This window comes from Acinetobacter sp. BIGb0196, assembly GCF_011759595.1.
GTDB classification, from domain to species: Bacteria; Pseudomonadota; Gammaproteobacteria; order Pseudomonadales; family Moraxellaceae; genus Acinetobacter; species Acinetobacter guillouiae.
The window spans coordinates 402,003-427,321 of the sequence record NZ_JAAOZA010000001.1; the positions used below are offsets into that span (position 1 = coordinate 402,003).

Annotated in this window: 26 protein-coding genes and 1 riboswitch; of the genes, 9 read left to right on the top strand and 17 right to left on the bottom strand. The window is 38.4% G+C overall.

What is annotated here, in order from left to right; translation table 11 throughout:
* Positions 1-73: 73 nt before the first annotated feature.
* The 6 genes from FHR28_RS01900 to FHR28_RS01925 all read right to left on the bottom strand — a co-directional run bounded on the left by FHR28_RS01900 (position 74) and on the right by FHR28_RS01925 (position 6,945).
* Positions 74-1,531 carry a protein adenylyltransferase SelO gene (locus FHR28_RS01900; protein WP_166781822.1) on the bottom strand — a complete coding sequence of 486 codons (1,458 nt, stop codon included), beginning with the start codon at positions 1,529-1,531 and terminating at the stop codon, positions 74-76.
* Between the two features lie 77 nt (positions 1,532-1,608).
* Entirely contained in the window at positions 1,609-1,938 is a 330-nt protein-coding gene (locus FHR28_RS01905) for a DHCW motif cupin fold protein (protein WP_004725953.1), read from the bottom strand.
* 95 nt (positions 1,939-2,033) lie between these two features.
* Positions 2,034-3,197, bottom strand: coding sequence for an acyl-CoA desaturase (locus tag FHR28_RS01910; protein ID WP_004725954.1), 1,164 nt, complete (start codon positions 3,195-3,197; stop codon positions 2,034-2,036).
* A 359-nt stretch (positions 3,198-3,556) separates the two neighbouring features.
* Entirely contained in the window at positions 3,557-4,279 is a 723-nt protein-coding gene (locus FHR28_RS01915; protein WP_166781823.1) for a glycerophosphodiester phosphodiesterase, read from the bottom strand.
* A gap of 113 nt (positions 4,280-4,392) precedes the next feature.
* On the bottom strand, positions 4,393-4,971 hold the full coding sequence (locus FHR28_RS01920; RefSeq protein ID WP_056512348.1) for a cob(I)yrinic acid a,c-diamide adenosyltransferase: 579 nt from the start codon (positions 4,969-4,971) through the stop codon (positions 4,393-4,395).
* 108 nt (positions 4,972-5,079) lie between these two features.
* Positions 5,080-6,945, bottom strand: a complete 1,866-nt coding sequence (locus FHR28_RS01925) for a TonB-dependent receptor plug domain-containing protein (RefSeq protein ID WP_166781824.1) — start codon at positions 6,943-6,945, stop codon at positions 5,080-5,082.
* 23 nt (positions 6,946-6,968) lie between these two features.
* Positions 6,969-7,177: riboswitch (cobalamin riboswitch) on the bottom strand.
* A gap of 142 nt (positions 7,178-7,319) precedes the next feature.
* On the opposite strand from FHR28_RS01925, the gene FHR28_RS01930 reads away from it, so the two are divergent.
* From FHR28_RS01930 to ygiD, 8 genes are all read left to right on the top strand, one after another.
* Positions 7,320-7,970 carry a phosphoribosylanthranilate isomerase gene (locus tag FHR28_RS01930; RefSeq protein ID WP_004817040.1) on the top strand — a complete coding sequence of 217 codons (651 nt, stop codon included), beginning with the start codon at positions 7,320-7,322 and terminating at the stop codon, positions 7,968-7,970.
* On the top strand, positions 7,954-9,195 hold the full coding sequence (gene trpB, locus FHR28_RS01935) for a tryptophan synthase subunit beta (RefSeq protein ID WP_004725964.1): 1,242 nt from the start codon (positions 7,954-7,956) through the stop codon (positions 9,193-9,195). Before FHR28_RS01930 ends, trpB begins: the two co-directional genes overlap by 17 nt.
* A 152-nt stretch (positions 9,196-9,347) precedes the next feature.
* Entirely contained in the window at positions 9,348-10,067 is a 720-nt protein-coding gene (locus FHR28_RS01940) for a CPBP family intramembrane glutamic endopeptidase (RefSeq protein ID WP_056512353.1), read from the top strand.
* 9 nt (positions 10,068-10,076) lie between these two features.
* Positions 10,077-10,610, top strand: a complete 534-nt coding sequence (locus FHR28_RS01945) for a DUF1543 domain-containing protein (RefSeq protein ID WP_166781825.1) — start codon at positions 10,077-10,079, stop codon at positions 10,608-10,610.
* A gap of 200 nt (positions 10,611-10,810) precedes the next feature.
* Complete coding sequence (locus FHR28_RS01950) at positions 10,811-10,999, top strand: hypothetical protein (RefSeq protein ID WP_004725970.1); 189 nt, start codon at positions 10,811-10,813, stop codon at positions 10,997-10,999.
* 342 nt (positions 11,000-11,341) lie between these two features.
* On the top strand, positions 11,342-12,985 hold the full coding sequence (locus FHR28_RS01955) for a nitrite/sulfite reductase (protein ID WP_166781826.1): 1,644 nt from the start codon (positions 11,342-11,344) through the stop codon (positions 12,983-12,985).
* On the top strand, positions 12,978-13,463 hold the full coding sequence (locus FHR28_RS01960) for a DUF934 domain-containing protein (protein WP_154130027.1): 486 nt from the start codon (positions 12,978-12,980) through the stop codon (positions 13,461-13,463). The genes FHR28_RS01955 and FHR28_RS01960 overlap by 8 nt, the downstream gene beginning before the upstream one ends.
* Before the next feature lie 303 nt (positions 13,464-13,766).
* Positions 13,767-14,633 carry a 4,5-DOPA dioxygenase extradiol gene (gene ygiD, locus FHR28_RS01965; protein WP_035371919.1) on the top strand — a complete coding sequence of 289 codons (867 nt, stop codon included), beginning with the start codon at positions 13,767-13,769 and terminating at the stop codon, positions 14,631-14,633.
* Between the two features lie 183 nt (positions 14,634-14,816).
* Here the strand turns inward: ygiD and FHR28_RS01970 are convergent, their stop codons facing one another.
* The 4 genes from FHR28_RS01970 to FHR28_RS01985 all read right to left on the bottom strand — a co-directional run bounded on the left by FHR28_RS01970 (position 14,817) and on the right by FHR28_RS01985 (position 17,876).
* Positions 14,817-15,437 (bottom strand): rhomboid family intramembrane serine protease, encoded by a 621-nt coding sequence (locus FHR28_RS01970; RefSeq protein ID WP_004725978.1) that lies wholly within the window; start codon positions 15,435-15,437, stop codon positions 14,817-14,819.
* Positions 15,438-15,520: 83 nt separating this feature from the next.
* The gene (locus tag FHR28_RS01975; RefSeq protein ID WP_056512360.1) at positions 15,521-15,961 is read right to left on the bottom strand and encodes a VOC family protein; all 441 of its coding nucleotides are present in this window, start codon (positions 15,959-15,961) and stop codon (positions 15,521-15,523) included.
* Positions 15,962-16,104: 143 nt separating this feature from the next.
* Positions 16,105-17,040, bottom strand: a complete 936-nt coding sequence (locus tag FHR28_RS01980) for a mechanosensitive ion channel family protein (RefSeq protein ID WP_004725982.1) — start codon at positions 17,038-17,040, stop codon at positions 16,105-16,107.
* A 14-nt stretch (positions 17,041-17,054) separates the two neighbouring features.
* Entirely contained in the window at positions 17,055-17,876 is an 822-nt protein-coding gene (locus FHR28_RS01985) for a hypothetical protein (protein ID WP_004725984.1), read from the bottom strand.
* A 111-nt stretch (positions 17,877-17,987) separates the two neighbouring features.
* Between FHR28_RS01985 and gspE the strand changes: the two genes are divergently transcribed.
* Positions 17,988-19,475, top strand: coding sequence for a type II secretion system ATPase GspE (gene gspE / locus FHR28_RS01990; protein WP_004725986.1), 1,488 nt, complete (start codon positions 17,988-17,990; stop codon positions 19,473-19,475).
* 163 nt (positions 19,476-19,638) lie between these two features.
* Here the strand turns inward: gspE and FHR28_RS01995 are convergent, their stop codons facing one another.
* From FHR28_RS01995 to FHR28_RS02025, 7 genes are all read right to left on the bottom strand, one after another.
* Positions 19,639-20,487 carry a hypothetical protein gene (locus FHR28_RS01995; RefSeq protein ID WP_166781827.1) on the bottom strand — a complete coding sequence of 283 codons (849 nt, stop codon included), beginning with the start codon at positions 20,485-20,487 and terminating at the stop codon, positions 19,639-19,641.
* A 154-nt stretch (positions 20,488-20,641) separates the two neighbouring features.
* Positions 20,642-21,067, bottom strand: coding sequence for an organic hydroperoxide resistance protein (locus FHR28_RS02000; RefSeq protein ID WP_166781828.1), 426 nt, complete (start codon positions 21,065-21,067; stop codon positions 20,642-20,644).
* 89 nt (positions 21,068-21,156) lie between these two features.
* The gene (locus tag FHR28_RS02005; protein WP_105714376.1) at positions 21,157-21,594 is read right to left on the bottom strand and encodes a MarR family winged helix-turn-helix transcriptional regulator; all 438 of its coding nucleotides are present in this window, start codon (positions 21,592-21,594) and stop codon (positions 21,157-21,159) included.
* Positions 21,595-21,681: 87 nt separating this feature from the next.
* Positions 21,682-22,506 (bottom strand): carbon-nitrogen hydrolase family protein, encoded by an 825-nt coding sequence (locus tag FHR28_RS02010; protein WP_166781829.1) that lies wholly within the window; start codon positions 22,504-22,506, stop codon positions 21,682-21,684.
* Positions 22,507-22,538: 32 nt separating this feature from the next.
* Complete coding sequence (gene gigB, locus FHR28_RS02015; RefSeq protein WP_016539397.1) at positions 22,539-23,063, bottom strand: anti-anti-sigma factor GigB; 525 nt, start codon at positions 23,061-23,063, stop codon at positions 22,539-22,541.
* A 113-nt stretch (positions 23,064-23,176) separates the two neighbouring features.
* Positions 23,177-24,145, bottom strand: a complete 969-nt coding sequence (gene gigA, locus FHR28_RS02020) for an RsbU family protein phosphatase GigA (RefSeq protein WP_004725998.1) — start codon at positions 24,143-24,145, stop codon at positions 23,177-23,179.
* A gap of 123 nt (positions 24,146-24,268) precedes the next feature.
* Entirely contained in the window at positions 24,269-25,222 is a 954-nt protein-coding gene (locus FHR28_RS02025; RefSeq protein ID WP_004726001.1) for a VacJ family lipoprotein, read from the bottom strand.
* Positions 25,223-25,319: the final 97 nt, after the last annotated feature.

A 25,319-nucleotide genomic window follows, 5' to 3' on the forward strand; every position in this document is an offset into this window, starting at 1 on the left:
CAAGTTTATCCACAGAAATTGTGGGTAACTATGATGGGGCAGATCAAAGAAAGTGATTCGGCAATTTATTTGATCAAGACGAACAACTCACCATCACTTCAGGAACGTCGCTCGGTAAAGGCGCTAAATCTTTGGCTGTTTCTAAATCCGTTTGTTTGGTAAACGGCTGACTAAGCAATTTAAATAGACGATCAACCTCAGAAAAATCATCACGTTCAGCCTGTTCAATGGCTGTTTGTAGCATATGATTTCTTAAAATATAGACTGGATTGGCCTTTTTCATTTCTGCATCAAGTACATCAATATCTTGCTGCTCACGAATACTGTGATATTGCGTCAAGAAGTTTTCAAATTGAAAGCGATCTAGGCAATCATCTTTAATAGCTTCGTATTCTTTATTCTGTAAGCGAAGAAAACTGTCAGTATAGTCGAGTTGCTCACTTTGTAGAATTCTTAAAAATACCATACCACAATCAAAACTATCTTTATGGAAGGCGGGTAGTCCAAGTTTTTGGCATAGCCCATGGGTATAATGTTCTAGAAAGGTCGGTTCAAAATGCTCTAAACATTCGACGAGGTCTTGCTTAAATTGTTCTTTATTTTCTGCTTGTGCCAGTGGAATTAAATTGTTTAACCAATTCCATAAGTTCCAATGTGCAATACTCGGTTGGTTTTGGTAGGTATAACGACCATTGTAATCACTATGATTGTTAATCCAATTGGGACGGAAACGCTCCATAAAACCATAAGGGCCAAAATCAAGGGTAGAACCTGTAATATTGAGATTATCTGTATTCATAACCCCATGTGCAAAACCCACCAATTGCCATTTTGCGATCATGACAGCGGTGTTTTGAATCACTTGCGTTGCAAATGCTAGAACAGTGTCTTCAAACTTTTGCTGTTCAGTACTCAAACATTGTGGATAGTGCCATTCAATACATTTTTGGGTAAATTCAGTGAGTAATTCAGGCTGATATTGATTAATCCATTCAAAATGCCCTAAACGGATGTGGCAATCCGAAGTGCGTAACATCATTGCACCAAGTTCAAGTTTTTCTCGTTGTACGCCTTGGGTTGAAGAAGTAAAGCCTACGGAATTGCTTGAAGGAACCCCCAGTGCATTGAGTGCATGACCCGCTAGATATTCACGAATCACAGAACGTAATACAGCACGTCCGTCTCCCATACGAGAGTAGGGGGTTGAGCCTGCACCTTTTAAATGTAGGTCAATGGTTTGACCTTGTCGATTTAAAATTTGCGCTATCAATAGGCCACGTCCATCCCCCAATTGACCTGCCCATTGTCCAAATTGATGCCCTGCATAAACCATGGCAAGGGGATGAAATTCAGCAAAGGTTTTTTGTCCACTACAAATTTCGACCCATTGGGCTTTTTCATCTTCAGACCATTGTAATTCATCCGCAAGCGCAGCATTAAAATGCCCAGCCTTTGCACCTTTCAGTGGACTAGGCATTTGCTCATGGTAGAGCTTTGAATCGAGAGATGGATAACGTGGGGCAAATTGCATAGCGATCGGTCACAATGGTTTTACTTGTCCCTCTCAATATAGCAAAGTTTTAAGCTGTTGAGATAATGTCGACTGTTTTAGTCAACAATAAATAGTTTTGCACCAAATGCGGTAGAAGAACGATGCGCTTCAGCTTGGTCTGCAACTTGATAACTCATCCCTGCTTTTAAGGTAAAGGTACGTCCATCATCAAGTTCAGTGTGCAATTCACCTTCTAAGCAAAACAGGATATGACCTTTAAGACACCAGTGATCAGCCAAATAATCGACAGAATATTCAACCATTCGCACTCGAATATTATCAAATTGTTGTGTACGCCAAAGCGCAAAACCTTGCTCACCCTCATGGCGCGTTGTTGGAACTTCTGCCCAGTTGGTAATGCCAAAGGGGATGTTATTAATTTGCATATTATTTTCTCTCAATATTCTCAGTATGAATGTCTGTAAAAAATGGATAAAAGAAAAGCCCCTTTCGGAGCTTTGCTTTTGATGTGTATTGAGAATTAAGAAACAACGTTCTTTTTGATTCCACGCATCAATGTTTCTAAACGTTCACGATGGAAAGCAAGTTTCTGTTCGACCAATTGGAAATCAACTTTGAGTTTGACATCCATTTGGTGGATCTTTTCAGCAACAGATGCTTTTTTCGCTTGTAGCTCTTGTTCTTTTAACGCAGCCCAATCATTTAACGTATTGGTGAATGCTTCATATTCTTGCGATACTTTTTGTTTCATCGCGATGATGTCTGCATTGACGTTATGACCATAAATCGCTAAATCCTGTTCAGCATATTTAAATCTCATCGCCAATTCCGCTTTTTTGATATTAAAGCTTGGGATACGACGTAGATTCTTGGCTAAACCGATTTTAGAGCACGACCAAATCAACCATTTTGTTGGATCATATTGCCACCATTTCACACCATTACGATAATCGTATTGGAAAATATGGTGATAGTTATGATAACCCTCGCCCCATGTTGCAATGGCAAGAACAAAGTTATCACGTGCAGTATTTTCGTCAGTATAAGGACGTTTGCCCCACATATGGCAGAGTGAGTTGATAAAGAATGTTACATGGTGGCTAATGATTAAGCGGAGTAAACCACCCAAGAGTAATACGCCCCACATGTCACCTACAGCCCAACCCAGTGGAACTAAAATCGCAGCATGTACAGCAATCACAAGTGGAACATAATACTTGTCTTGGAACATAACCACTTTGTCATTCAACAAATCAGGTGCATTTTTATAATTTGATTCAGCAGCAGGATAATTACGTAACATCCAGCCAATATGAGCGTACCAAAAACCATTGTTAATCGAATACGGATCTTGATCCACATCATCCACATGGCGGTGATGTGTACGGTGACCAGAAGCCCAGAACAAAATACTGTTTTGAACAGCAAAAGTTCCCATGATCATCAAAATGATTTTAAGTGGTAAAGTCGCTTCGTATGCACGATGTGCCCACAAGCGATGATAACCTGCAGTAATACCTAAACTACTGAGACCGAGTAAAACGAATAAACTAATCCAAGCTGCCGCACTAAAATCATGGTGGTAGGCATATAAAGGGATCGCAATTACTGCCACAAGGGGTAAAAACACCAAGGCAAAAACACCGATCCAATTTATTGGGGCTTTGGGTAGGGGAGCATTCATCTCCAACAGCACTCCTAAGAACCTTAATCAGGTAAAGTTAAACGCATAGCTTCAGCATTTTTCTAGGCTATACTTTCACAGATATTATCATGGGCGAACATGTGTTCACTAGTATTAGTGTACATCTGTATTGTATAAAACAGTAACAGAATAAAACATGAATTCTAGCGGTTTGATCGAAAAAAATGAATGGTTAAAACGTCGTATTTAAATGTCACAATAGTGTAAGAATTTTTCTGTCTTATCCAATTTGATTTTTAGGGGGTTAGATAATTGATTCTCAAGTTAAATTTTAATTTTGGGACCCTCAAAAGTTCAAAATAAAATTCTACTTTATTGTGTTATTAAATGGATTTGAGTTATTGAATTTGCGCTAAGGCAAGCTGCATCATTTTTGGGAAATCAGTAATTAATCCATTGATCCCCAAATCTCTTAAATGCTTAGCGCGCTCAATATCATTGACGGTCCAAACACTGATGCCCAAACCTGCACGCTGAGTTGCTTGAATGAGCTCATCTGTTGCTAATTGATTCATCCATCCAATCTGGCAGCATCCCAGTTGTAATGCTTGTTCGATCGCACGTTGTTGGATGTCATCTTCAATCAGTAGACCACGTTTAAAACTTGAGTTTTGCTGTTGTAAGGCTTGATGTATTTTTAAATCAAAACTGGTAATCACTGCGACATTTTCAAAACCTCGCAGTTGTTTTTGTAATTCGATGATGAGTTGTTCAGCGTGTTGCAATGTTTCTACAGCTTTCACTTCAACTTCAATATGTTCAAAGTCCTGCATAATCTTTAGGCTTTGGCTTAAGGTAGGGGTAATTTGTTTTTCCCAATCCATCCAGATATTGGCTTGGTTATAGGCCGCTAATTCAGTGCTGTTTAAATCATACAGTGTTTGATCTATTCCGGTCGTTCTTAAAAAATTATCATCATGCATGATAATGAGTTCATCATCTTTTAATTGTCGAACATCGAATTCAACTGCACGAATACCTAAATCGTGAATATATTGAAATCCCGCTAAGGTATTTTCAGGTGCTTCACCACGCGCGCCACGATGTCCGATAATTCTCATAATGAACTCACATTCTCATTTTCATCTGTCTAGTAATCGTTTAAGTCTTACTTTTAGCAATAACTTGACTTTATCATACTGTTAAAAATTTACTTCTAGACAGTGATTTATCGTTAAATCGTATCATTGATGTTCTTTTGCCAAAGCACTTCACTACCACCTTCTGCACGTTGTAAGGTGCGTGAAGCAACAAAAAACCAGTCGGATAATCTGTTAATTAATTGTAGAGCAGTTGCTTGAATATTTTGATCACGACTGTGTACGGTCATTAAGCTGCGTTCTGCACGACGACATACAGCACGTGCTTGATGCGCATAGCTACATGCTAATGTTCCTGAAGGTAGAATAAAGTCCTTAAGCATTGGTAAGTCTTCATTCATTTTGTCGATTTCCTTTTCAAGAAATTCAACACAAACAGGTTGAAGCAAGTTGTAGTTAGGAATACAGACTTCACCACCTAAATCAAATAGCCAGTGTTGAATTAAACTCAGTGATTTATCCCAATCGGCTTTATCGACGATGTTACTCATTGAAATTTGTGAACGTAATACACCAACAATAGAATTTAGTTCATCTACATCACCGAGAGCGGTAATACGTAAGTCATCTTTCGCTACGCGAGAACCATCTCCTAATCCAGTGGTACCTGAATCACCTGTACGGGTATAAATTTTACTTAAACGATGTCCCATAATTTTGTCCTAGAGAAAAATGAAAAGATAAAGAATAAAAAAGGATAATGTCGGTCAAAACATTATCCATAAACTGCGCTGTTTTAGATATTTTTTTGGGTGTTGCTTTTAGTAGCGGAAAGTTACCCCAACTGAAGCTTGGCGGCCACTGTTGATATACCAATCTTGTGCTGGATAATTATTGAATACTTCACGATACTCAACATCACCTACATTTTGAATGTTGGTAAAGACTTTAACATTTGGCGTTGCATTCCAATAAGCATTTAAGTCCACAGTTGCATAACCTGGAACGCGAGTTTTATTCGCAGCATCTGCATATGCTTTAGCACGTGCAATTAATGAAGCACTGATACCATAAGTTGAATTTTCTAAACCTGTGGTTAAAGTGAGTGTTTGGCGAGGACGATAGGCAATTTCATTACCATCTTTGCCATTCTCTGTCTTCACATAAGCATATGCTGTAGAGAGGAACAGGTCATCTTGATGCCATTTAACTTCTGCTTCACCGCCAGTAAATTTAGCTTTATCAACATTTTCATTACCAGCAGGGTAATTGAAAATAATCAAGTTTTTAATTTTGGTATGGTATGCAGAAAGATTTGTACTAATATTTGAGGTTAAATCGTAGTCAAAGCCAAGTTCATAAGAGGTACTCTCTTCAGGCTCTAATTTTTCATTACCACCCCATTGTGAATATAGTTCATTTAAGGTTGGTGCACGGAAAGCACTTCCGATATTGGCATATACACTTGCATTAGGTAAGAAATGATAACGTACTGCACCTTGTCCTACAGTGTGAGTACCAAAACGCTCATTATCTTCTACACGAATACCAGCTTGGGTATCAAACAACTCATTTTTGAATTGGTGTTGTAAATAGTAACCTGTGCTATTCACACTTTGATCATTTTTCAAGATGGTATTACTTTTATAATTCGCATCATTATATGTTGCACCAACCAAGACATTTTGATTTGGTGTGAATTTCCATTTTAAGTTTAAATCACCTTGGTTGTTTTCAGTATTGTAGTGAGATGCATAAGCTGGAACATTCTGTTTATCTTGAACATTTGCATACTGCGCATTCAAAATTAAATCAGGAAAAATATTATAAGCAACTTTGGCATTGATCACACGGTTTTCAAATTCGCGTGGTGCAGTATTGACAATATAGTCATTACTAAAAATATTTGTGCCTTTATTTTCACTAATCGAGGCATATGCATCAACTAGGTTTTCTTGTGAATAACCAAATTTGGCATTGTAGCCTTTTTGGTCATAGCTTGCTTTTTCACTTTTAGGTTGGCTTTCAAAAATACGTGTTCCATCGCTTTCTAAACGTTGACCACCGACCTGTGCATAGAAGCCTTGATCCGTCACTAAATTTGCTTTGGCAATCGCTTTATAAGTATTGTTTTCACCATAAATACCGGTCACTTCCGCACCAGATTTTACAGGTTTTTTTGAAATAAGTTGAACAACACCGCCAATTGCATCACTACCATACTGAACAGATGCAGGACCTTTCAAAATTTCAATTTGTTGAACGTCTGTTGTATCTAGAAAAGCAGGATATAGAGGGCCTAATTCATTTTGGCTATTTAAGCGAGCGCCATCTTTTAAAACTAATGTATGTACAGCTTTCGTACCACGAAGTGCAATTTCTGAAACTTGCCCAATACCACCACTTTGCTTAATGTAAACAGAGGGATCACGTTGGATAATATCAGAGACATTGAGTAAAGGATTTTGTTCAATTGTCTTTTGTTCAATAACTGTGAGTCGAACTGGGACATTCTTAAGGTTTTCTTCTGAACGAGTGGCTGTCACAACAATTGGTGACAATGATGCTGTCGAATCAGAAGTCAGATTTTGATTTTCTGCAAAAGCAGTAGAAGATAACCCCATCGCAATAGCGACAGCACCTACAAGTGCAGTAGGTTTAAAAATAACAGACATGATATGCTCCATACATTCACTCCCCGTGAATGATTGAGTTTAAGGGCACAACAAGCTGGTATCCGGACTTAAATATAGAACCTAAAGCGATTCAGATTATTCCACCTTCCCACAAAACATTGCAGTGGTGTAAGTCTTTTGACTTATTAAAGAATAATATTTTCATTTTACCGTTGCGGGGGCAGTGTTGGATTTCCACCAACTTCCCAAAGCCTTAAGCTAGACTTGTTGCATTTGTGTGCAGTATAAAGTTTGTTTAGTGTATAAACAATGTAAAACAGATAATCCTATAGAACTTTAACGCAAGTGAATAAATTTGCTTTACAATGATTTGCTTAAAATACTGAAAAAATCAGTTTGATCTGAACAAATTCGAGTTCAAAGCTATGCGTACCCGTGCCAAAATTTGTGGGATTACACGACCACAGGATATCCAAGCTGCTGTACAAGCAGGTGTGGATGCGATTGGTTTTGTGTTTTATGAACCTAGTCCACGTTATGTCACGATTGAATTGGCTCAGCAATTGGCACAACTTATTCCACCGTATATCAACATTGTTGGATTATTTGTTAATGCCAGTGCACAAGACATTGCACAAGTATTAGAACACGTGCCTTTGGATATTATTCAGTTTCATGGTGATGAAACTGCACAACAATGTCAGCAGATCGCACAGTATAATAAGCGCCGTTGGTACAAAGCGATTCAGATTAAACCTGATGCAAAAAATTCAGATATTATTACGACAATTCAGCAATACCAACAGGCTGGCGCGAGTGCTATGCTTTTAGATGCATGGCATCCTGAACTGAAAGGAGGGACTGGACACAGTTTTGACTGGTCTCAATTCCCTAAACTCGATATTGCTTTAATTTTGGCAGGTGGTTTAAAACCTGAAAATATTGAAGACGCTATACAAACGACTCAAGCGTATGCAGTCGATGTCAGCGGAGGCGTAGAATCCGCAAAAGGTATCAAAGACCAACAACTCGTAGAACGATTTATGCAAGGAGTCCAACGTGGATCAGCAAAGTAATCAACAAAATAGTGTGATTGACTATACCCAATTCCCAGATCAAAACGGGCATTTCGGTATCCATGGCGGACGTTTTGTGTCAGAAACTTTAATGGCAGCTTTAGAGGATTTAGAGAAACTCTATTTCCGTATGAAAGATGATGCGCAGTTTCTGGCAGAATTCGACCGTGATCTCGCTTATTATGTCGGACGTCCTAGTCCGCTTTACTATGCTGAGCGATGGTCGAAAGAGTTGGGTGGTGCGCAAATTTATCTTAAACGTGAAGACTTAAACCATACAGGCTCACATAAGGTCAATAACACCATTGGTCAGGCGCTACTTGCGAAGCTTTCTGGCAAAAAACGTATTATTGCGGAAACGGGTGCAGGTCAACATGGTGTGGCGACAGCAACAATTGCCGCGCGTTTAGGTCTTGAATGTGTGGTATTCATGGGTGCTGAAGACGTAAAACGTCAGGCCATGAATGTCTACCGTATGCGTTTGCTTGGTGCAACAGTTGTACCTGTAGAAAGTGGTTCTAAAACATTAAAAGATGCCATGAATGAAGCGATGCGTGATTGGGTAACCAATGTAGATTCGACTTACTATGTGATTGGTACAGTTGCAGGTCCACATCCATATCCGCAATTGGTACGTGATTTCCAATCGATTATTGGTCGTGAAGCACGTAAACAAATTCAAGAGCAAGCAGGTCGTTTACCTGACGCTTTGGTTGCTTGTGTCGGCGGTGGTTCAAATGCAATGGGTTTGTTCTATCCATTCTTAAATGATCAAGATGTCAAAATGTACGGTGTTGAAGCCGCGGGTTTAGGCATTGAAACAGGAAAACATTCTGCGCCATTAAATGCAGGTCATGTTGGTGTTTTACATGGTAACCGTACTTATTTAATGTCAGATGAGCAAGGTCAGATTATTGAAACACATTCAATCTCAGCAGGTTTGGATTATCCTGGTGTGGGTCCTGAACATAGTTTCTTAAAAGACATGCATCGTGTGAATTATGTGCCAATTAATGATACAGAAGCTCTTCAAGGTTTCCGTGATTTGACTCATATTGAAGGGATTATTCCTGCATTGGAAAGTTCACATGCAATGGCTTATGTGACTAAACTCGCGCCAACAATGTCGAAGGATCAAATTATTATTGCGACGGTATCGGGTCGTGGTGACAAAGACTTAATGACTGTTGCACGTATTGATGGTGTTGAAATGGTCGAGATGTAATTCATCTTACTCGATCAATTTAAAAGCCTCTTTTATAGAGGCTTTTTTATTTCTGGACTAGACAGGATCATGGGGAAACTCTACAAAAAGCACATGGAAATCATGAGCTAAATTACCCAGAATTTACCAAAAATAATCGGTTAATTTTTTATATGCGTTTTTTACAACGGGTTCGAGCTGAACCTTTTCCTGAAAAAATTGCCTGGGGATGGAAAGACACATTTGCGATTTGTATCATCCCTTTAATTATTTTAAATGGCTTTATTTTAGAAAAAATATTTGGAATCTCGATAGCTGTTAGTCTGGGCGATACCATTTTAAGAGGCGTGCTGTTTATTTTAGTGTGCTACTTATATAAGGAAATGTTGCTTACGCATTGGCAAAAGTATAAACAGGCCTTTTGGCGCTCAAGTGTCTTAGTGGTGGTTGGTGCAATCGTGCTACAAGTGGTGATCTCACTGACACGTCAGCTTTTACCCCTCGGGCCGAGTACACAAGAAAAAAGCCTGATTGATCCTGAACATATTCCTTTTCTCAGTCTGTTGATCATTAGCTTGGGTCCACTATTTACTGCGCTTTTAGAAGATATTGTGTTTCGCTATACTTTATTGCAAAAGTTATTTATCCAACCGTGGTTATGGCGCATTGTACTGATTATATTGAACTCTATATTATTTGGTTTGATCCATTATCATAATTTTGACGGAAATTTAATCGCGACAATCAGCTTTATGAGTGCAGGTTTATTTTTAAATCTGATCTATTTGTGGACACGCAATATTTGGCATGTATTACTCATTCATTTTTTGAACAATGCCGTATTATCTGTGGGTGGGATTTTATTATTAAAACTTGTTCAAACATTAACTTAGTGACTGAATATGTCTAGTTTATTTATCGTTATGTTGGGTGGCCGTCATGCACGTGCCAATGTTGAAGTTCATGATGTGGTTCTTGCCGTAGGCGATTCACTTGAAGAGGTTTATCCTCAATTAAAAAATGCGTGGTTTGGTGAGCAACAGGGCTTACACATCGACGCATGGCAAAAATTACAGGCTTTAGTGTTTGAAAATAAGAAATATCAAATACATTTTACTGATGCGCAACCGAATGCATCAGATCAGAAGCTTTGGCTAATTAATTTAGGCGGCTATGATGTAAATGAGTTTGGTGAGTTACACCGCTATATCCTGATTGTTGCTCAAGATGCGATTGAAGCGAAAGCCAAGGGTAAACAGCATTTTGCAGGGCATTGGCAAAAACCACATACCGATCGAGTTTTAGAGGTAGATGATTGTCTGGCGATAGATCAGGTATATGGCCGTTATGTGCAATTGGTTGAAGTAGATTTGAATGCTGATTCTCATGCAGAGCTTGACCAAAGTGTTTGGGAGAATACCTATTTGACCATCTGAGTTGTCATCGCTTGATCTGCTTAAAAAGGGCGCTGTATTGCAGCCTTAAAAGATTAAGCGGATCTTAATTTTAAAAAATTGACATCAATCATTGCATTGCTCTCTCATAATCTAGTCAGTGTAACAACAGAAACTTCGCAATGTTTTCAACAAGTTTACATAGACTAAAAACTCAAACAAAACACTGCGGAGTGTGATCAATGAGCGGTTTATTAGACGAGTTAGGTAAAATTGCAGGTGCAGTGATTGCTGAGCAAAGTGTCGATACGTTAGATCCTGATGCTGGCTTTCTAGAAAAAGCAGCTGGCGCATTTGCAGGTTATGAAGCCGCAAAAATTGCCGAAGATAAATTAGAAAATAGTGATGAGCAGCAGAAAGCAGAGGATTAACTCAAGATCGCTAAACTCAGCTTTGGGCATTGATCTTAATCAATCCTGTGTACATATCAATAAGCTACAGGGTTGAATAAGTTCAGTATCGGGATGACAGCTGTGATCAAAGAGAGGGCATATTCGATATGCTCTTTTTATTATCTAAAATAAAGATAAGCAATGAAGAAAATCATCCATAACGTAATAAAAGCATGCTTTGCCCGTAAAGCATTGCCAATTCGATCTTTGCACAATGCTTATCAATAAAACCGCTATAAAATATGGAAAAAAAGCATTTCTTTGATAGATCAATACTCGTTATATTGTGCATCGTTATAATGAAACTACTAGCTGTACGCCATGTATTTATATACTGATTTCGATCAGCAACTGATCAATGAACGTGTTGCACAATTCCGTGATCAAACGGAACGTTATTTAGCTGGAAAACTCACTGAAGATGAGTATCGTCCATTACGATTACAAAATGGTTTATACGTACAGCGTTATGCGCCAATGCTACGTATTGCTGTACCTTACGGTTTAATGAACTCTAAACAATTACGTAAAGTTTCAGAGCTTGCCAAAGAATATGACCGTGGTTATGCACACGTTTCGACACGTCAGAACATTCAGTTTAACTGGCCTGCGCTAGAAAATGTGCCTGATATGCTTGAAGGTTTAGCTTCTGTTCAGATGCATGCGATCCAAACTTCAGGAAACTGTATCCGTAATACCACAACAGACCAATACGCTGGTGTTGTTGCTGGGGAAATTGCAGATCCACGCCCGACGTGTGAATTGATTCGTCAGTGGTCTACATTCCATCCTGAGTTTGCATTTTTACCGCGTAAGTTCAAAATTGCAGTTTCCGCACTTGAAGAAATTGATCGTGCAGCAACTTCATTCCATGACATTGGGGTGTATTTAACTCGTAATGAAGCGGGTGAGTTGGGTTATAAAATCAAAGTGGGTGGTGGTCTAGGCCGTACACCTATTATTGGTTCTATGATTCGTGAGTGGTTGCCACGTGAAGATTTAATTGCTTATTTAGAAGCGGTTCTGCGTGTTTATAACTTGCACGGTCGACGTGACAATAAATATAAAGCTCGTATTAAAATTTTGGTTAAAGCATTAACACCACAAGTTTTTGCTGAAAAAGTTGAAGCTGAATTTGCTGAAACAATTAAAACCTTGAAAGTTCAACCTGAAATTTTGCAAAAATTAGACGAAGAGTTTATGCCGTTTGATTATCAAAATTATGCAGATGAAGATTTCAGTGGCTTATTTGCTGAATATCCAAAGTTTAAACAGTGGTTCAATATCAATACCAATGCACATAAAGTTGCAGGCTATCGTATTGTCACTATTTCACTAAAACGTGCGGGTATTGCACCAGGTGATATGACTGTTGAAGAAATGAATTTGATTGCAGATCTTGCAGACAAATATACATTTGGTGAATTACGGACCACACACGAACAAAATATTTCATTGGTTGATATACCACAGAAAGATTTATTTGAATTATGGCAAACGCTTGAAAAGAATAATCTTGCTCGGGCACATATTGGTTTTATTACCGATATCATTTGCTGCCCAGGTGGTGACTTCTGTTCATTGGCAAATGCGAAATCTATTCCGATTTCTGAAGCCATTACACGCCGTTTTGATGATTTAGATACGGTCTATAACTTAGGCCATATCGACTTGAATATTTCAGGTTGTATGAATGCTTGTGGTCATCACCATGTCGGCAACATCGGTATTTTGGGTGTGGACAAAAAAGGCGCTGAATTCTATCAAATTACCTTGGGTGGAAATGCAGACCATGACGCTTCAATTGGTGATATTTTAGGACCATCATTTGCAGCAGAATCTGTACCTGACATTATTGATGAAATTTTAAATACTTATCTTGATCTTCGTAACGAAGGTGAAGAATTTATTGAAACTTATCGCCGAGTGGGTATCCAACCTTTTAAGGAGCGCGCATATGCTTAATACCGCACTTCAAGTCCTCTCTAAAGATGGCACTGTTGCAGACAATACCTATCAAATCATTGCTGAAGATGGTGTATTGCCACAAGGTGATGTGTTGTTGACCGTTGACCAGTTGGATCAGCTTGCGAATGTGACGGGAAAAAAAGCACTATTTCTTACCGTAGATGCTTCACCTGAAACCAATGCGTTTCCATTAGATCAGTTAGATGCGATCTTTATTGATTTCGCAGGTTTTAATGATGGTCGTGGTTATTCATTTGCTGCGTTGTTACGTCGCCAAGGCTATACAGGCGATCTTCGGGCAACAGGCGATGTGTTTAAAGATGTCTTGAACTATATGAAGCGTTCTGGTTTCGATACTTTTGTTGTAAAAGAAGGTAAAGATATCCATGAGGCAGCAGCAGGTTTAGGTGATTTTACTCACCCTTACCAAGCATCTACAGCTGTACCAAAAGCACATTATCAAACAGGTGCTTGATTGCTCTAAGTACTGATTTTGAAATGAAAGCCGAACTTAAGTTCGGCTTTTTATTGTTCTCAAGTTAAAGCTGGTGTAGCCATTGCTTATTATGAATATGATATGAACGATATAAATTGGTATTCGGCTTTATTTGTATCGTGCCCAAATCAATATTGATTCAACATAACATCATTAGGTAGTAAACCTTCTCTACTTAAAAGCATCTATAAAAAATCATCGTTGCATTTTTGCAATGTTGTAGGCTGGAAAAGTCTATATATCTACAACAATGAACAGCAGATAATTAAACAAAGATGATTCATGGTGGATGAAATGTTAAATCAAACAATGGGTGACTTATCGCTACTCAAAGGCTGGAACGCAACTTTACCCAATACTGAAGTCATGCCTGTACTATTTTTGGGACATGGTTCACCCATGAATGCGATTCAAACCAATGATTTTACCCGTACTTGGAACAGCATTGGTGCAGAAATGGACGTACAGCCCACAGCAATTTTATGTATTTCCGCACATTGGCTTACCCAAGGTGGTACTGCCGTCACTGCAATGCAACAACCGAAAACCATTCATGATTTTGGTCGTTTTCCTCAAGCTTTGTTTGATGTGCAATATCCTGCTACTGGAAATAAAGCTTTGGTTGAGGCAACAACTGAAGCAATTCACAGTATAGAAATTCATCATGATCATAGTTGGGGATTAGATCACGGAACATGGGGCGTGTTATGTCATGTATTCCCACAAGCCAATATTCCTGTTGTTCAATTGAGTGTCGACTATAGTCAAGGTGCCCAATATCATTATGACTTGGCTAAACAATTAGCGCAGTTACGTCGTAAAGGGGTATTGATTGTTGCCAGTGGTAATCTCGTACATAACCTAAGCAAAATTGCCTTTGATAAATTTGATGATCATTATGGTTATGATTGGGCTTTAGAAGCTGATGCAAAGATGAAAAATTTCTTAGCCACGCATAACCATCAAGCTTTGATTGACTGGCAAAAGCAAGGTGCTGAGTTTTTATTGTCGATTCCCACACCTGATCACTATTATCCGATGTTATATGCCTTAGGCTTACAGGAAGAGAAAGATGAGTTACATATTTTTAATGATCAAGCCGTTGCTGGTTCATTAACCATGACCTCATTTCGACTTGATCAACATTAATTTCAAATGTTAAGAATATAAAAGTTGGGTCTAAGGATTCAACTTTTATAGTATTGATGAGATTGAGTTAGTCGTATTTATTCTCTCAAGATAGAACGCTTTTAAGATCATTGCGCAATTTTCAAATATTGAGGTCTTACTTCCTTACAGAGCAGTTTAGATATCACTGAATCCATATGAAATTTAGAATAATGGCGAATTAATAAATTTATAGAAAAATGCTGTAGCTAATGATGGTTCTAACAGTAAAGGAAATAAGAAACCATAGATTGCACCAGCAATATGCGCGCGGTGGTCGATTAATGGCGAATGTCCTGAACGGATTGCATACAGGCTATAGCATAAATAAATCGTGCCAAAAATAATCGCGGGCACAGGTAAAATATAGATATAAATCATGCCCCAAGGGTTAAATAGAATCGCACTAAATAATACTGCATTAACGGCACCCGAAGCCCCTAAACTTCGATAGGAATTTAGGGTTCGATTATGCAAATAGCTGGGAATCGCAGCAATGATGATAGCACTACAATAAAATAAGACAAAGCCCATACCACTTAAGTAATCACGGAAAAACCATTCAACATTTCGTCCAAAGAAGTACAAAGTAAACATATTGAAAAATAGATGCATACCATCTTTATGGATAAAACCATGGGTTAAAAAGCGATCATATTGACCATGCTTAATCGCTGAAACATTGAAAATCAAACGATTCATTACATTGCGTTGCTGCCAAGCAATAAAAGAAATCGCAAGTGTGATTAAAATAATCAGAAGGGTATGGGTAAGACCAGTGATCATATTGTTATAAATGACGTTGTTATCGTAATAGCAATATAACCTATATCATTGTCAATCAATAGGCTATCGCAATATTCTGTTCATTATCCTTCACTCAGTTGACAGTTCACCATCCAGCGAATACCAAACTGATCGGTGAAAGCACCATATAAAGCACCCCAAAATGTAGGTTCTAGTGCCATTTCAATATGACCATTGGTAGAGAGTGCTGTAAATAATCGCTGAGCTTCATCCGCTTCGTGAGCTTCTAAGTTGATCGAAATATAATGGTTGGTGCCTTTGCTGAATGGTGCACTATTAGGTGCACAGAACTGCTCGCTGGTGTCTGAACCCATCAATACGGTAAACTCATTAATCGGTAAAGAAACATGTAAAATATAGTTTTTCTCTTGGTCTGGCACTTGGACATCGGGCAGTTCGGAATAACGTTTTAAAAATGAAAATTCACCGCCAAAAACAGATTTATAAAAATTAAAAGCAGCTTCGGTCTGACCTTCAAAGTTTAAATAGTGATTAAGTTGCATTGTGATTGTCCATTTTGTTGTTTTGAAGTGATTAATTTATCAGCTGATGGTTTAAAACTTGATGAATATTTTGTAATTGAAAACAAAAATCCCTCAATCATAAATGAGGGACTTTTGTTTTCTAGGTTATCGCTTTGGTCTGCTTAAAGCTGTTTATCTTGTTGTTGCTCTAATTTTAAATCCTGTTTATTGGCATAACCATCAATATCTTCATTTTGAAGAACTTCATTTGGATTTGGACGATCTACAAAGCCAATTTTAGGTACAGGGATTTCAATCTGATTTTCCACAAAACGATTGCGGATTAACTCATGAATTTCATCTTTGACTTGTAGATAGTTTGCTTGCATACACCACAGCGCAAATAAAATTTCAATGGAGGATTCTCCAAAGGCAGAAACAGTTACACGCGGTTTAGGATCTGCTAATACCAACGGGTAATCGTTGGCAACATCAATTAAAACTTCACGAACTTTATTGATGTTCTCATTAAAGTTAATTGCAACCGTAATCGACAATCGCCGTATCGGGAATTTTGATAGGTTATGTACGGGGGCGCGAATCAATTGCTCATTGGGGAGGCGCACATAGACATTGTCCATAGTCAAAAGTTTCACTGAAAGTAAGTCAATCGAAATCACCTCACCTTCAATAGTATGTCCACGAATCAGGGTGATTTGAATCGTATCGCCAACTTCAAATGAACCTTCGCCAATTAAAAATAAGCCACTGATTAAATTTGATGCAGAAGTTTGTGAGGCAAAACCCAATGCAACAGTTAAAATCCCTGCTGCGCCTAAAAATACGCTGAGTTTAAAGCCTGCTTCTTTTAAGCTGGCAATCACAAACAGTAAGAAAATAAAATAAAAAATACCTCTACGCCAAACCAAACGTTGATGCGCATTAAAGCGCGCGCCTATGGTACGGATAAAGGTATTGGAAATGACACGTGCCAGTACAAAACCCACAAAGCAGAGGATCAGAGCAACAGCAATTTCACTTAAGCGGTCGACATTTACATTGGTAAAGATGCCTTTTAGGCTATTGGCAATGTCTTTGGGAATATTGGATTCAGCCATTTTTACCTCATCCCTTAGAAAAATGAATCAAACATATTGAACAAAGCGCCACCTGGTGAGCGTGGCGGATGTACATAAATCACTTCGCCGGCCAAAGGTGGTGTACGATTTTCAATTCTTACACGGGCAGGGCGGTCATTGCCTTCATACACGACTTTGATTTGTGATGTCCATAAACGTCCTGTACTTTCACTATAAAATAAAGGTAGCGCAGGAACAGGCACATTCATACGGTCAAATCGAAGCTGATGACTACTGACATTGTGGAAATCAATCGGTGTTACTGCACGAAAGGCACGTGGACGTAATAAATTTAATTCGGTACGACCATCGACTGAGGTGGCATAACACATTTCGCCTGTGCGGTGATCAGGGCCAAACCATGTATCCTTAGGTAAAATTACAGGAATATCAAATAAGGGTTCTTTTTGGGCTTGCACAAAACCTGAAATCCACAGTGGTGTACTGATATAGAGTGTGCCGCGTTGGCCTGCCGGAATATAAATTGGATCGACAGGACGAATCACCACAGAGCGATCGGCTAAACGGGGCATAAGTTGAAATGCTTTATGGGTCTCGCGAAACATATAGCGTTCAACATGTACAGGTTCAGGAAAACCAAAGTTTACATCATGGATTTTATGCCATTGCTGCTCATAGTCATATTGGAATTTTGGACGATAATATTCCAAGCGCCATTCTTGTAAACCACGAGTAATGCGCATCATCATAGAACCAAATTGCCATGCTTTGGATTGGTTCAATTCAAACAGTTGTTCTCCCCACCACTTTAAATCAGGGAGTTCTGGTTCCAGATGTTCTTTCTTCTTAGACAAATGTGTTTATCCCATTCATAAAATCATCATCAAATCTTTAACAAACAGACTTCACGCTGTCATGAGCATAGAGTACACTCAAAGCAATTTAAATCATTAATATAAGTTGTAATGCAAGTTCTCAAACAATTACAAATACCATATAGTTTTGCAAAACGGCATGGAGTGCTGTTGCGTTATGAAGGTGATCAAGTTTTTATTGTTCGCCGTCAGGATACCGCACAAATTGCGATTCAGGAAGCCCGCCGCTATCTCGGTCGTACAGCACAACATCAATTATGTAATGAAACTGAGTTTAATCACATGCTCAGTTCAAGCTATGCTGGTGAAACGGGCGAATCGCAACAGGTTGCAGCTGGTCTTGAAGATCACCCTGATCTATTGAGTCTGGCCGATCAGATTCCTGAAACTGAAGATTTGATGGATCAGGAAGACGATGCTCCAATCGTGCGACTCATCAATGCTTTATTGTCTGAAGCGATTCGAGTCGGGGCTTCTGATATTCATATTGAAGCTTTTGAAAAGAAATTATCTGTTCGCTTACGGGTAGATGGGCAATTGCGTGAAATCGTACAGCCTCGTCGTGAACTTGCGCCATTGTTGGTATCGCGTATTAAAGTCATGGCAAAACTCGATATTGCAGAAAAACGTATTCCACAAGATGGTCGTATTTCTTTACGTCTTGCAGGACGTGAGGTGGATGTCCGTGTTTCGACCTTGCCATCGTCGCATGGTGAACGTGTCGTTATGCGTTTGTTGGATAAACAAGCGGGTCGACTCAACATGACCCATTTGGGTTTAATGAAGCCTGACTATGAGCGTTTAACGCAATTGGTTCATCGTCCACATGGCATTATTCTAGTCACTGGCCCTACAGGTTCGGGTAAAACGACGACTTTGTATGCCGCGCTTTCTGATTTGAATGATGGTTCTAAAAATATCCTCACTGCTGAAGATCCGATTGAGTATCAACTTGAAGGGATTGGGCAGACTCAAGTGAATACCAAAGTGGATATGACCTTTGCCCGTGCGTTAAAAGCCATGCTGCGTCAAGATCCAGATGTGGTGATGGTGGGTGAGATCCGTGATTTGGAAACGGCTGAAATCGCAGTTCAAGCGTCTTTAACAGGTCACTTGGTTTTGTCTACACTACATACCAATACTGCAATTGGTGCTGTGACCCGTTTAAAAGATATGGGGATTGAACCCTTCTTATTATCCAGTTCATTGATTGGGGTGATTGCCCAGCGTTTAGTTCGGACATTGTGTTCTCATTGTCATACATGGCGTGAAGCAGATGACTTTGAAAAAGATGTGTTTAAACCTGTGAGTTTAGAATCGAATTTAAAACTGCCTGTGCCGAATGGTTGTGATTTTTGTTCCCATACGGGCTTTACAGGACGTACTGCGATTTATGAAATTGTACCGATTGATGAGCAGATGCGCCGTTTGATTCATGGTAATGCAGCAGAATATGAGCTTGAAGAATATGCACGTAAAGATGCAGGCTCAATTCGAGATGATGGTTTACGTAAAGTATTGGCGGGTAAAACCACAATGGAAGAGGTTTTACGGGTAACCAATGAAGCGGCTGAGTAAGCCTGATTCTTTAATAGTTTATATGTTATTTCCTAGCCCTTAATAATCGTTTATCAAAATAGATATTTAGCTAAAGCAGCTTTTTTTGATAAGTATTTATTTAGGGTATGGAAATTTATGTTTGGATTTTCGTCATCTCTAAATGAAAATCATCCTTGTTATGTTAACTTTTTTGTTCTTCAAATCTAAAATAATATGGAAATAGATCAGAATCATCTTTTGTACATTTCATAAAATGCCTAAAAACAGTTAATTCCACTGCCTCATTTAGTTCTAAGTCCTGTTGATTTAACTCTTCCATGAGTTCTATTGTTGGAGAGTTTAGGTTAAATTTCCCTGTTACGTTATAGATGTAAGAGTTTTCTGTTTCAATATCTAATCTTAAATCGGTTCTCCATTGTGAATTACTTCCCCATCCTTGAGATAAGTCAAAGTATTTTCTATTTTTACGTCTGAATGCCCAATAAATTGAAGCCTTGTTTATTAAGTTTAAATTGAATTTATCTGGATTGAGTAAAATTTTCACACCAGCTTTTTTTATCATTAAATTATTTAGTTTTACAGCAGGAAAGTTACACTCAATAATTTCGAAATCATTCATTCCTATTTGTGCTTCTATTATTTCACAATTAAAAGGTTTGAATGAAAAGGGTGTAGTTATTTCAAGACCAAGAAGGTTATTAAATTCAATGTATTCTGCTACTGTAATTCTTGGTCCTTTCCAATCAGAATCATCAGCATCATTGTCAGTTTGAAAAGGAAGTGTCAGTAGGTCTAATACACGAGATAATGCATAAAGCTCCCAAATATCTTCTTGCAATAATTCATTTTTTCTACCACTTATTTTGTTGGATATATTCGAAATATAATTCTTATAGTCATTTTCAACAATCCATTTTTTAATTACAGATTCAAAAAAATCTTCAGCTTTAAAGTCTAATATTGTTTCAAAGTATAAAAATTTTTCAAAGTCTAATATTTTAAAATATAAATCTTTAATACTAAGTGCCATTGTTTACCCTAAGATTTAGATACATAAAATTATACAGAACATTTTTTTAGCGAATAAATATACTTGGGTGAAAATTCAAACTGATTTAAATAGCTTTGTAAATTACCCCTACCTAAAAATAAATTTATACTTCTAGGTAGGTTTTATCATAACATTAAACAATTACATTTAATGTCACATCAATATTGCCACGAGTCGCATTTGAATATGGGCAAACAATATGTGCAGCATCTACTAACCTCTGTGCTTCTTCTTGCTCTAAACCTTCTAAATGAATATTTAAAGTCACTTGAATACCAAAACCAGTAGCGATTGGACCAATACCAACATCACCTTCGATATAAACATCTGGGGTAATTTTTAAATGATCACGGTTAGCAACAAACTTCATCGCACCAAGGAAGCAAGCAGAATAACCTGCTGCAAAAAGTTGTTCAGGATTGGTACCACCACCAGCACCACCCATTTCTTTAGGCACTGCTAATTTAACATCTAAAATTCCGTCTGATGATGTTGCACGACCATCACGACCGCCAGTTGCTTTTGCATGTGCTGTATAAACTACTTTTTCTAAAGACATCGGAAATTATCCATTTTTGATTGCGTTCAATTATATCGTATACGATATAAATATTTAAACAAGTAGCGTTTGTGTAAAATTTGATAACTTTATTTTGAAATGTTTTCGCGTAAGTTTGAAAGAAGATCTTTCAATTGAGTAATGCTGTCTAAATCACAGGCACTGGCTTGAGCAACTTGTAACGGAATATCCACGGCTTTTAATTTTAGCGCATGGCCCTGAGCAGTGAGGCTAATAATTACTTGACGTTCATCTTTCGTAGAACGTTCGCGGTTAACAATACCATTACTTTGTAATTTTTTGAGTAAGGGGGTAAGTGTAGATGATTCTAAAAAGAGTTTTTCACCGATTTCAGATACAGTTAGACCATCTTTTTCCCAAAGCACTAACATAACTAAATACTGTGGATAGGTCAGTCCTAGTGGTGTGAGTAATTTACGATAAAGTTGATTTAATGCTAAGTTTGTAGAGTAAACAAGAAAGCAGAGTTGATGATCAAGATTTAAGTTTGAATAGTCTTGTTGCATGCTTGTCTCGTGAAGATATTACGCCTCACAAGTATAACGTTGTTTTGTCTCGTTCAGGAAATAAAAGTCATTAATGGCAATACAGGCTTAGAATGACATCAATTTGCGATGTTGCATTAAAGGCATTGATTCACGAATTGAGCGCTGCTCATTTAAATCAAAAGGAACCGTCATCAATTGCGCGCCTTCTGCATCTGTAATCGCTAAAATCTGCCCACGACTATTGGTTGCGCCAGCATGTCCCCAGGTTTGACGTTTTTCACCATGCCAACCTTGTTGTGCTGCACCTAAAACATGACATTGGCTGTCCATCGCACGTGCTTGAAGTAATAACTGCCAATGCATTTGACCTGTGGTATAGGTAAATGCAGCTGGTGCAGTCAAAATATTTGCACCTTGCGCTCTCAAGGTGAGTGCAAGTTCTGGAAAGCGTAAGTCGTAGCAAACCATCAAACCAATTTGTCCAAAAGGTGTTTTTGCGACAACAACATCACTGCCTGGTTCAAAAAACTGAGATTCTTGATACCCACCAACAGCATCACCCACTTGTACATCAAACAAGTGAATTTTGTCATAACGTACTTCAGTGCCTTCTGGACTGATACATAGGCTGACAGTACGAACTCGACCGTCAGCAATAATTGAACCATCTGGACGGAAAGGGCAAGGTAAAGTCCCTGCAACAATCCATATTTGATAATGATGTGCTAAGTTTTCTAAACGCTTTTGAATTTCTTCAAAACGTGCAGCAGTTTCCCGTTGTTTACCTGCGGCAAAGCAGACAAAATTTTCAGGAAACACAATCAAAGAAGCTCCATCAGCTTTACTTTGTTGTATCAACGACTCAATCACACTGAAGTTTGCTTCAATGTCATTTTGAGAGTTCATTTGAACAACGGAAAGTAAAGTCATGGGCTATCCCTGATAAAGCAATTTTGAAATTATTAAGCGTTTTGCTGGTTTGAAGATACACATTCCATTGTATCTTGCTGCTTTTCAAGTTGTTTAACTAATGGCTCGAACATATTTTGATTGTTTTCATTGAGCTTCATTAATGTTTTGTGTGCATCGAGAACGGTACACAGCATTGTGCTGTGATTAACGTTATCGTCAATCAAAGCATTGGTGCACACTTGAGGGTCACCACAGTAATTTAAAATGACAAAAACCTGCCCTAAGCCCATGCTATTGGCTAGAGTGGTAATATCTGGATTTGTGGACAGCATCACCGCTTGGATGTGGTGTACTTGTTTCAACTTTAAGCCAAGCTTGGCAAGTATTCCAAGAACTGTACTATCAATAAATGTGGTTTGGGTTAAATCAACAATTGCGCCAATGACGTTTTTCTGTTGTTCAATCCTTGCCAAAAGTTTGTCTAAACTAATACAAGATTGGGCTCGCACTTCACCAATAAGTTTGAAAATATGCGTTCCATTCAAGCTTGCATATTCAACATGACCTGTTGACATATAAATGCCATTTGCAGAGAAGGATAGGAAAATTATCACATAGCGCAAGTCTATACTCAAGCGTTTGCGTATAGGTTATTAGTCTAATTTATTATATGTATTTGATTATGTTGTTAATTCATTCTGCGAAGACTGAGGATTGCAATGTCATCTGCTACATGTTCTGGTGCGCGGAATGATTGATTTTGCAAATGATAGACCAATTGTGAGAACTGTTCATTCAAACCACCTGAGAATGGTTCAAGGGCACCATCAGAACAAATAATGAACCGCGCATGCTTGGTTAAGGTACATTGGAATTCTTCAACCTCTAAATCTTCTGTGAGTCCTAAAGGAAAACTGCTGGTATTTAAGACACGAGGGGCTTGGTTGGGCTCAAAAATGATGGGGGGAGGGTAATGCCCCGCACTTGACCATTTTAAAGCATGTGTTTCTAGATTTAGAATTCCAGCTAACATCGTGATATGTTTTTCAATATTTTCTTGAACCAGCATACCATTGAGTTTTTTAATCAATTCTCTTGGTGTTTTCGAACGGCCGTGAAAGGCGGCCATCCAAGACGTCAGTAACGAGCTGGTTACACCATGTCCCGACACATCAGCCAAATAGAACATGATCTCTTTATCACTGATTTTCCAGTAGTCATACCAGTCACCAGACAAATACGCAGAAGGCTGGAAAAGCGTTTCAACTTTATAATTTTGTAGTTCAATTGGATTTGGAAGAAGTTTCTTTTGTAGTTCTGCGGCAGATGGTAAATCACGGCTATCTTGATTACGTTTATATTGCGCATCAATTTTTAATAAAGAATCTTCAAGATTGGCTGGAAGCTTGGTCCAGATCCAACCAGCAAGAGCGCCAAGTTCCCATGCTTGAGAAAGTTCGCTTCCTTCATTTTCTTGTGCAATGACAATGGTAGGCAAAGCCCATTGGTATTGTAAAAAATCGTGGACGTCTGCAATTGCAATAATTGTTGGATCATAACGATGAATGTCTTCAATGGTAATCATCTGCAAGCTAGGAAGCGTATCTAATACTTGTTCTAAGCTTGAAATTTGGCGACTGGGTTGAATGAAATACATAGAAGAAATGAATGATCCTTAATCGGTATAAAAGCATTATCCAGTAGATTTACTATAGATGACACCACAATGCTAGTAAAACCATATGAATTACTAGCAAATAAGTTTAACAAAATATTGTGGTTATTTGTCTGCGTTTGTATCAGCAGGACTATTGCTATCATCCTCGTCATCATCTACAAACGCGACAGCTTCCTGTCCACGGCCTTTTTTCTCAGCGATTTGGAATGCTAAACGTTGTAAATAGATATCGCGAATTGCTGAGTAACGATCACCTTGCAATACACTTTCAACATCTAGAAGTTTAGAACGCGTATTAATCCCACCTAAAGTACGATTACCCCAGATTAAACCTGTTTGATGGTTATTATCCATTGGGTAAGTAAGCGGATTGGCATAACCTTCAGCAACATAATCAGCTGAGTGACGAAGGGTACTTGGTCCTAAAATAGGTAGCATCACATAAGGACCACTTGGAATACCGTAGTAACCTAATGTTGTACCCAAGCTTTCTTCTTCAGTTGCTAAACCTAAGCGAGTTGCAGGGTCGGCTAAACCTAGAGAGGTGACTGTGTTAATAGTAAAACGACCTAAGGACTTTGCTGCACGGCTAAAGCGTCCTTGAGCAAGTTGGTTGACCGCATTCCATGGTTCACTTAAGTTTTTACGAAATAAACTATATGAGGAACGTACATCACCTGGCACTTTCTCTTTGTACTGAACTGCGATAGGTCGAGCCACATTACGGTCGATCATGTCATTAAACGCATAAATTTCACGGTTCAATGGTTGAAGTGGATCTTTTACAGCATCTGGTTGTGCTGCATTGGCATTCACTTTTAAGTCATTTTTTGTGATGTTTTTAAGCTCTTTAAGCGCTTCGATTCTTGGATGTTTTGACGTTGCTTCGTTTTCTAGTGTCGAAGAATTCTCTTGAGACGACTTATCATCTGAAACAGAGTCTGTAGAAACCGCATTGTCAGAATTCTCTTGAGTAGATAATTCGTCTTGAGCAAATACATGGCTAGTCAGACCAATGCTAAGTAAACAAGCCCAGAGTACATGATAAGGACGCATAGAATTCCTTGAAATATTCTTAAAGTAAAAGTAGTCAATAACGATATAGCTATATTAAAGACTTCATAATCGTATTCTAACAGCAGTTATTACATAT

Bases quoted from the DNA above. Each gene is read 5' to 3' on its own strand.
- FHR28_RS01905 (WP_004725953.1), bottom strand. From the start codon at position 1,938: ATGCAAATTAATAACATCCCCTTTGGCATTACCAACTGGGCAGAAGTT.
- ygiD (WP_035371919.1), top strand. From the start codon at position 13,767: ATGGTGGATGAAATGTTAAATCAAACAATGGGTGACTTATCGCTACTC.
- FHR28_RS01900 (WP_166781822.1), bottom strand. From the start codon at position 1,531: ATGCAATTTGCCCCACGTTATCCATCTCTCGATTCAAAGCTCTACCAT.
- FHR28_RS01995 (WP_166781827.1), bottom strand. From the start codon at position 20,487: ATGGCACTTAGTATTAAAGATTTATATTTTAAAATATTAGACTTTGAA.
- FHR28_RS01960 (WP_154130027.1), top strand. From the start codon at position 12,978: ATGCTTAATACCGCACTTCAAGTCCTCTCTAAAGATGGCACTGTTGCA.
- FHR28_RS02025 (WP_004726001.1), bottom strand. From the start codon at position 25,222: ATGCGTCCTTATCATGTACTCTGGGCTTGTTTACTTAGCATTGGTCTG.
- FHR28_RS01955 (WP_166781826.1), top strand. From the start codon at position 11,342: ATGTATTTATATACTGATTTCGATCAGCAACTGATCAATGAACGTGTT.
- gigB (WP_016539397.1), bottom strand. From the start codon at position 23,063: ATGTCAACAGGTCATGTTGAATATGCAAGCTTGAATGGAACGCATATT.
- FHR28_RS01980 (WP_004725982.1), bottom strand. From the start codon at position 17,040: ATGGCTGAATCCAATATTCCCAAAGACATTGCCAATAGCCTAAAAGGC.
- FHR28_RS01945 (WP_166781825.1), top strand. From the start codon at position 10,077: ATGTCTAGTTTATTTATCGTTATGTTGGGTGGCCGTCATGCACGTGCC.
- FHR28_RS01950 (WP_004725970.1), top strand. From the start codon at position 10,811: ATGAGCGGTTTATTAGACGAGTTAGGTAAAATTGCAGGTGCAGTGATT.
- FHR28_RS01975 (WP_056512360.1), bottom strand. From the start codon at position 15,961: ATGCAACTTAATCACTATTTAAACTTTGAAGGTCAGACCGAAGCTGCT.
- FHR28_RS01970 (WP_004725978.1), bottom strand. From the start codon at position 15,437: ATGATCACTGGTCTTACCCATACCCTTCTGATTATTTTAATCACACTT.
- FHR28_RS01915 (WP_166781823.1), bottom strand. From the start codon at position 4,279: ATGAGAATTATCGGACATCGTGGCGCGCGTGGTGAAGCACCTGAAAAT.
- FHR28_RS02000 (WP_166781828.1), bottom strand. From the start codon at position 21,067: ATGTCTTTAGAAAAAGTAGTTTATACAGCACATGCAAAAGCAACTGGC.
- FHR28_RS01920 (WP_056512348.1), bottom strand. From the start codon at position 4,971: ATGGGACATCGTTTAAGTAAAATTTATACCCGTACAGGTGATTCAGGT.
- FHR28_RS02010 (WP_166781829.1), bottom strand. From the start codon at position 22,506: ATGACTTTACTTTCCGTTGTTCAAATGAACTCTCAAAATGACATTGAA.
- FHR28_RS02005 (WP_105714376.1), bottom strand. From the start codon at position 21,594: ATGCAACAAGACTATTCAAACTTAAATCTTGATCATCAACTCTGCTTT.
- gspE (WP_004725986.1), top strand. From the start codon at position 17,988: ATGCAAGTTCTCAAACAATTACAAATACCATATAGTTTTGCAAAACGG.
- gigA (WP_004725998.1), bottom strand. From the start codon at position 24,145: ATGTATTTCATTCAACCCAGTCGCCAAATTTCAAGCTTAGAACAAGTA.
- FHR28_RS01930 (WP_004817040.1), top strand. From the start codon at position 7,320: ATGCGTACCCGTGCCAAAATTTGTGGGATTACACGACCACAGGATATC.
- FHR28_RS01910 (WP_004725954.1), bottom strand. From the start codon at position 3,197: ATGAATGCTCCCCTACCCAAAGCCCCAATAAATTGGATCGGTGTTTTT.
- FHR28_RS01925 (WP_166781824.1), bottom strand. From the start codon at position 6,945: ATGGAGCATATCATGTCTGTTATTTTTAAACCTACTGCACTTGTAGGT.
- FHR28_RS01940 (WP_056512353.1), top strand. From the start codon at position 9,348: ATGCGTTTTTTACAACGGGTTCGAGCTGAACCTTTTCCTGAAAAAATT.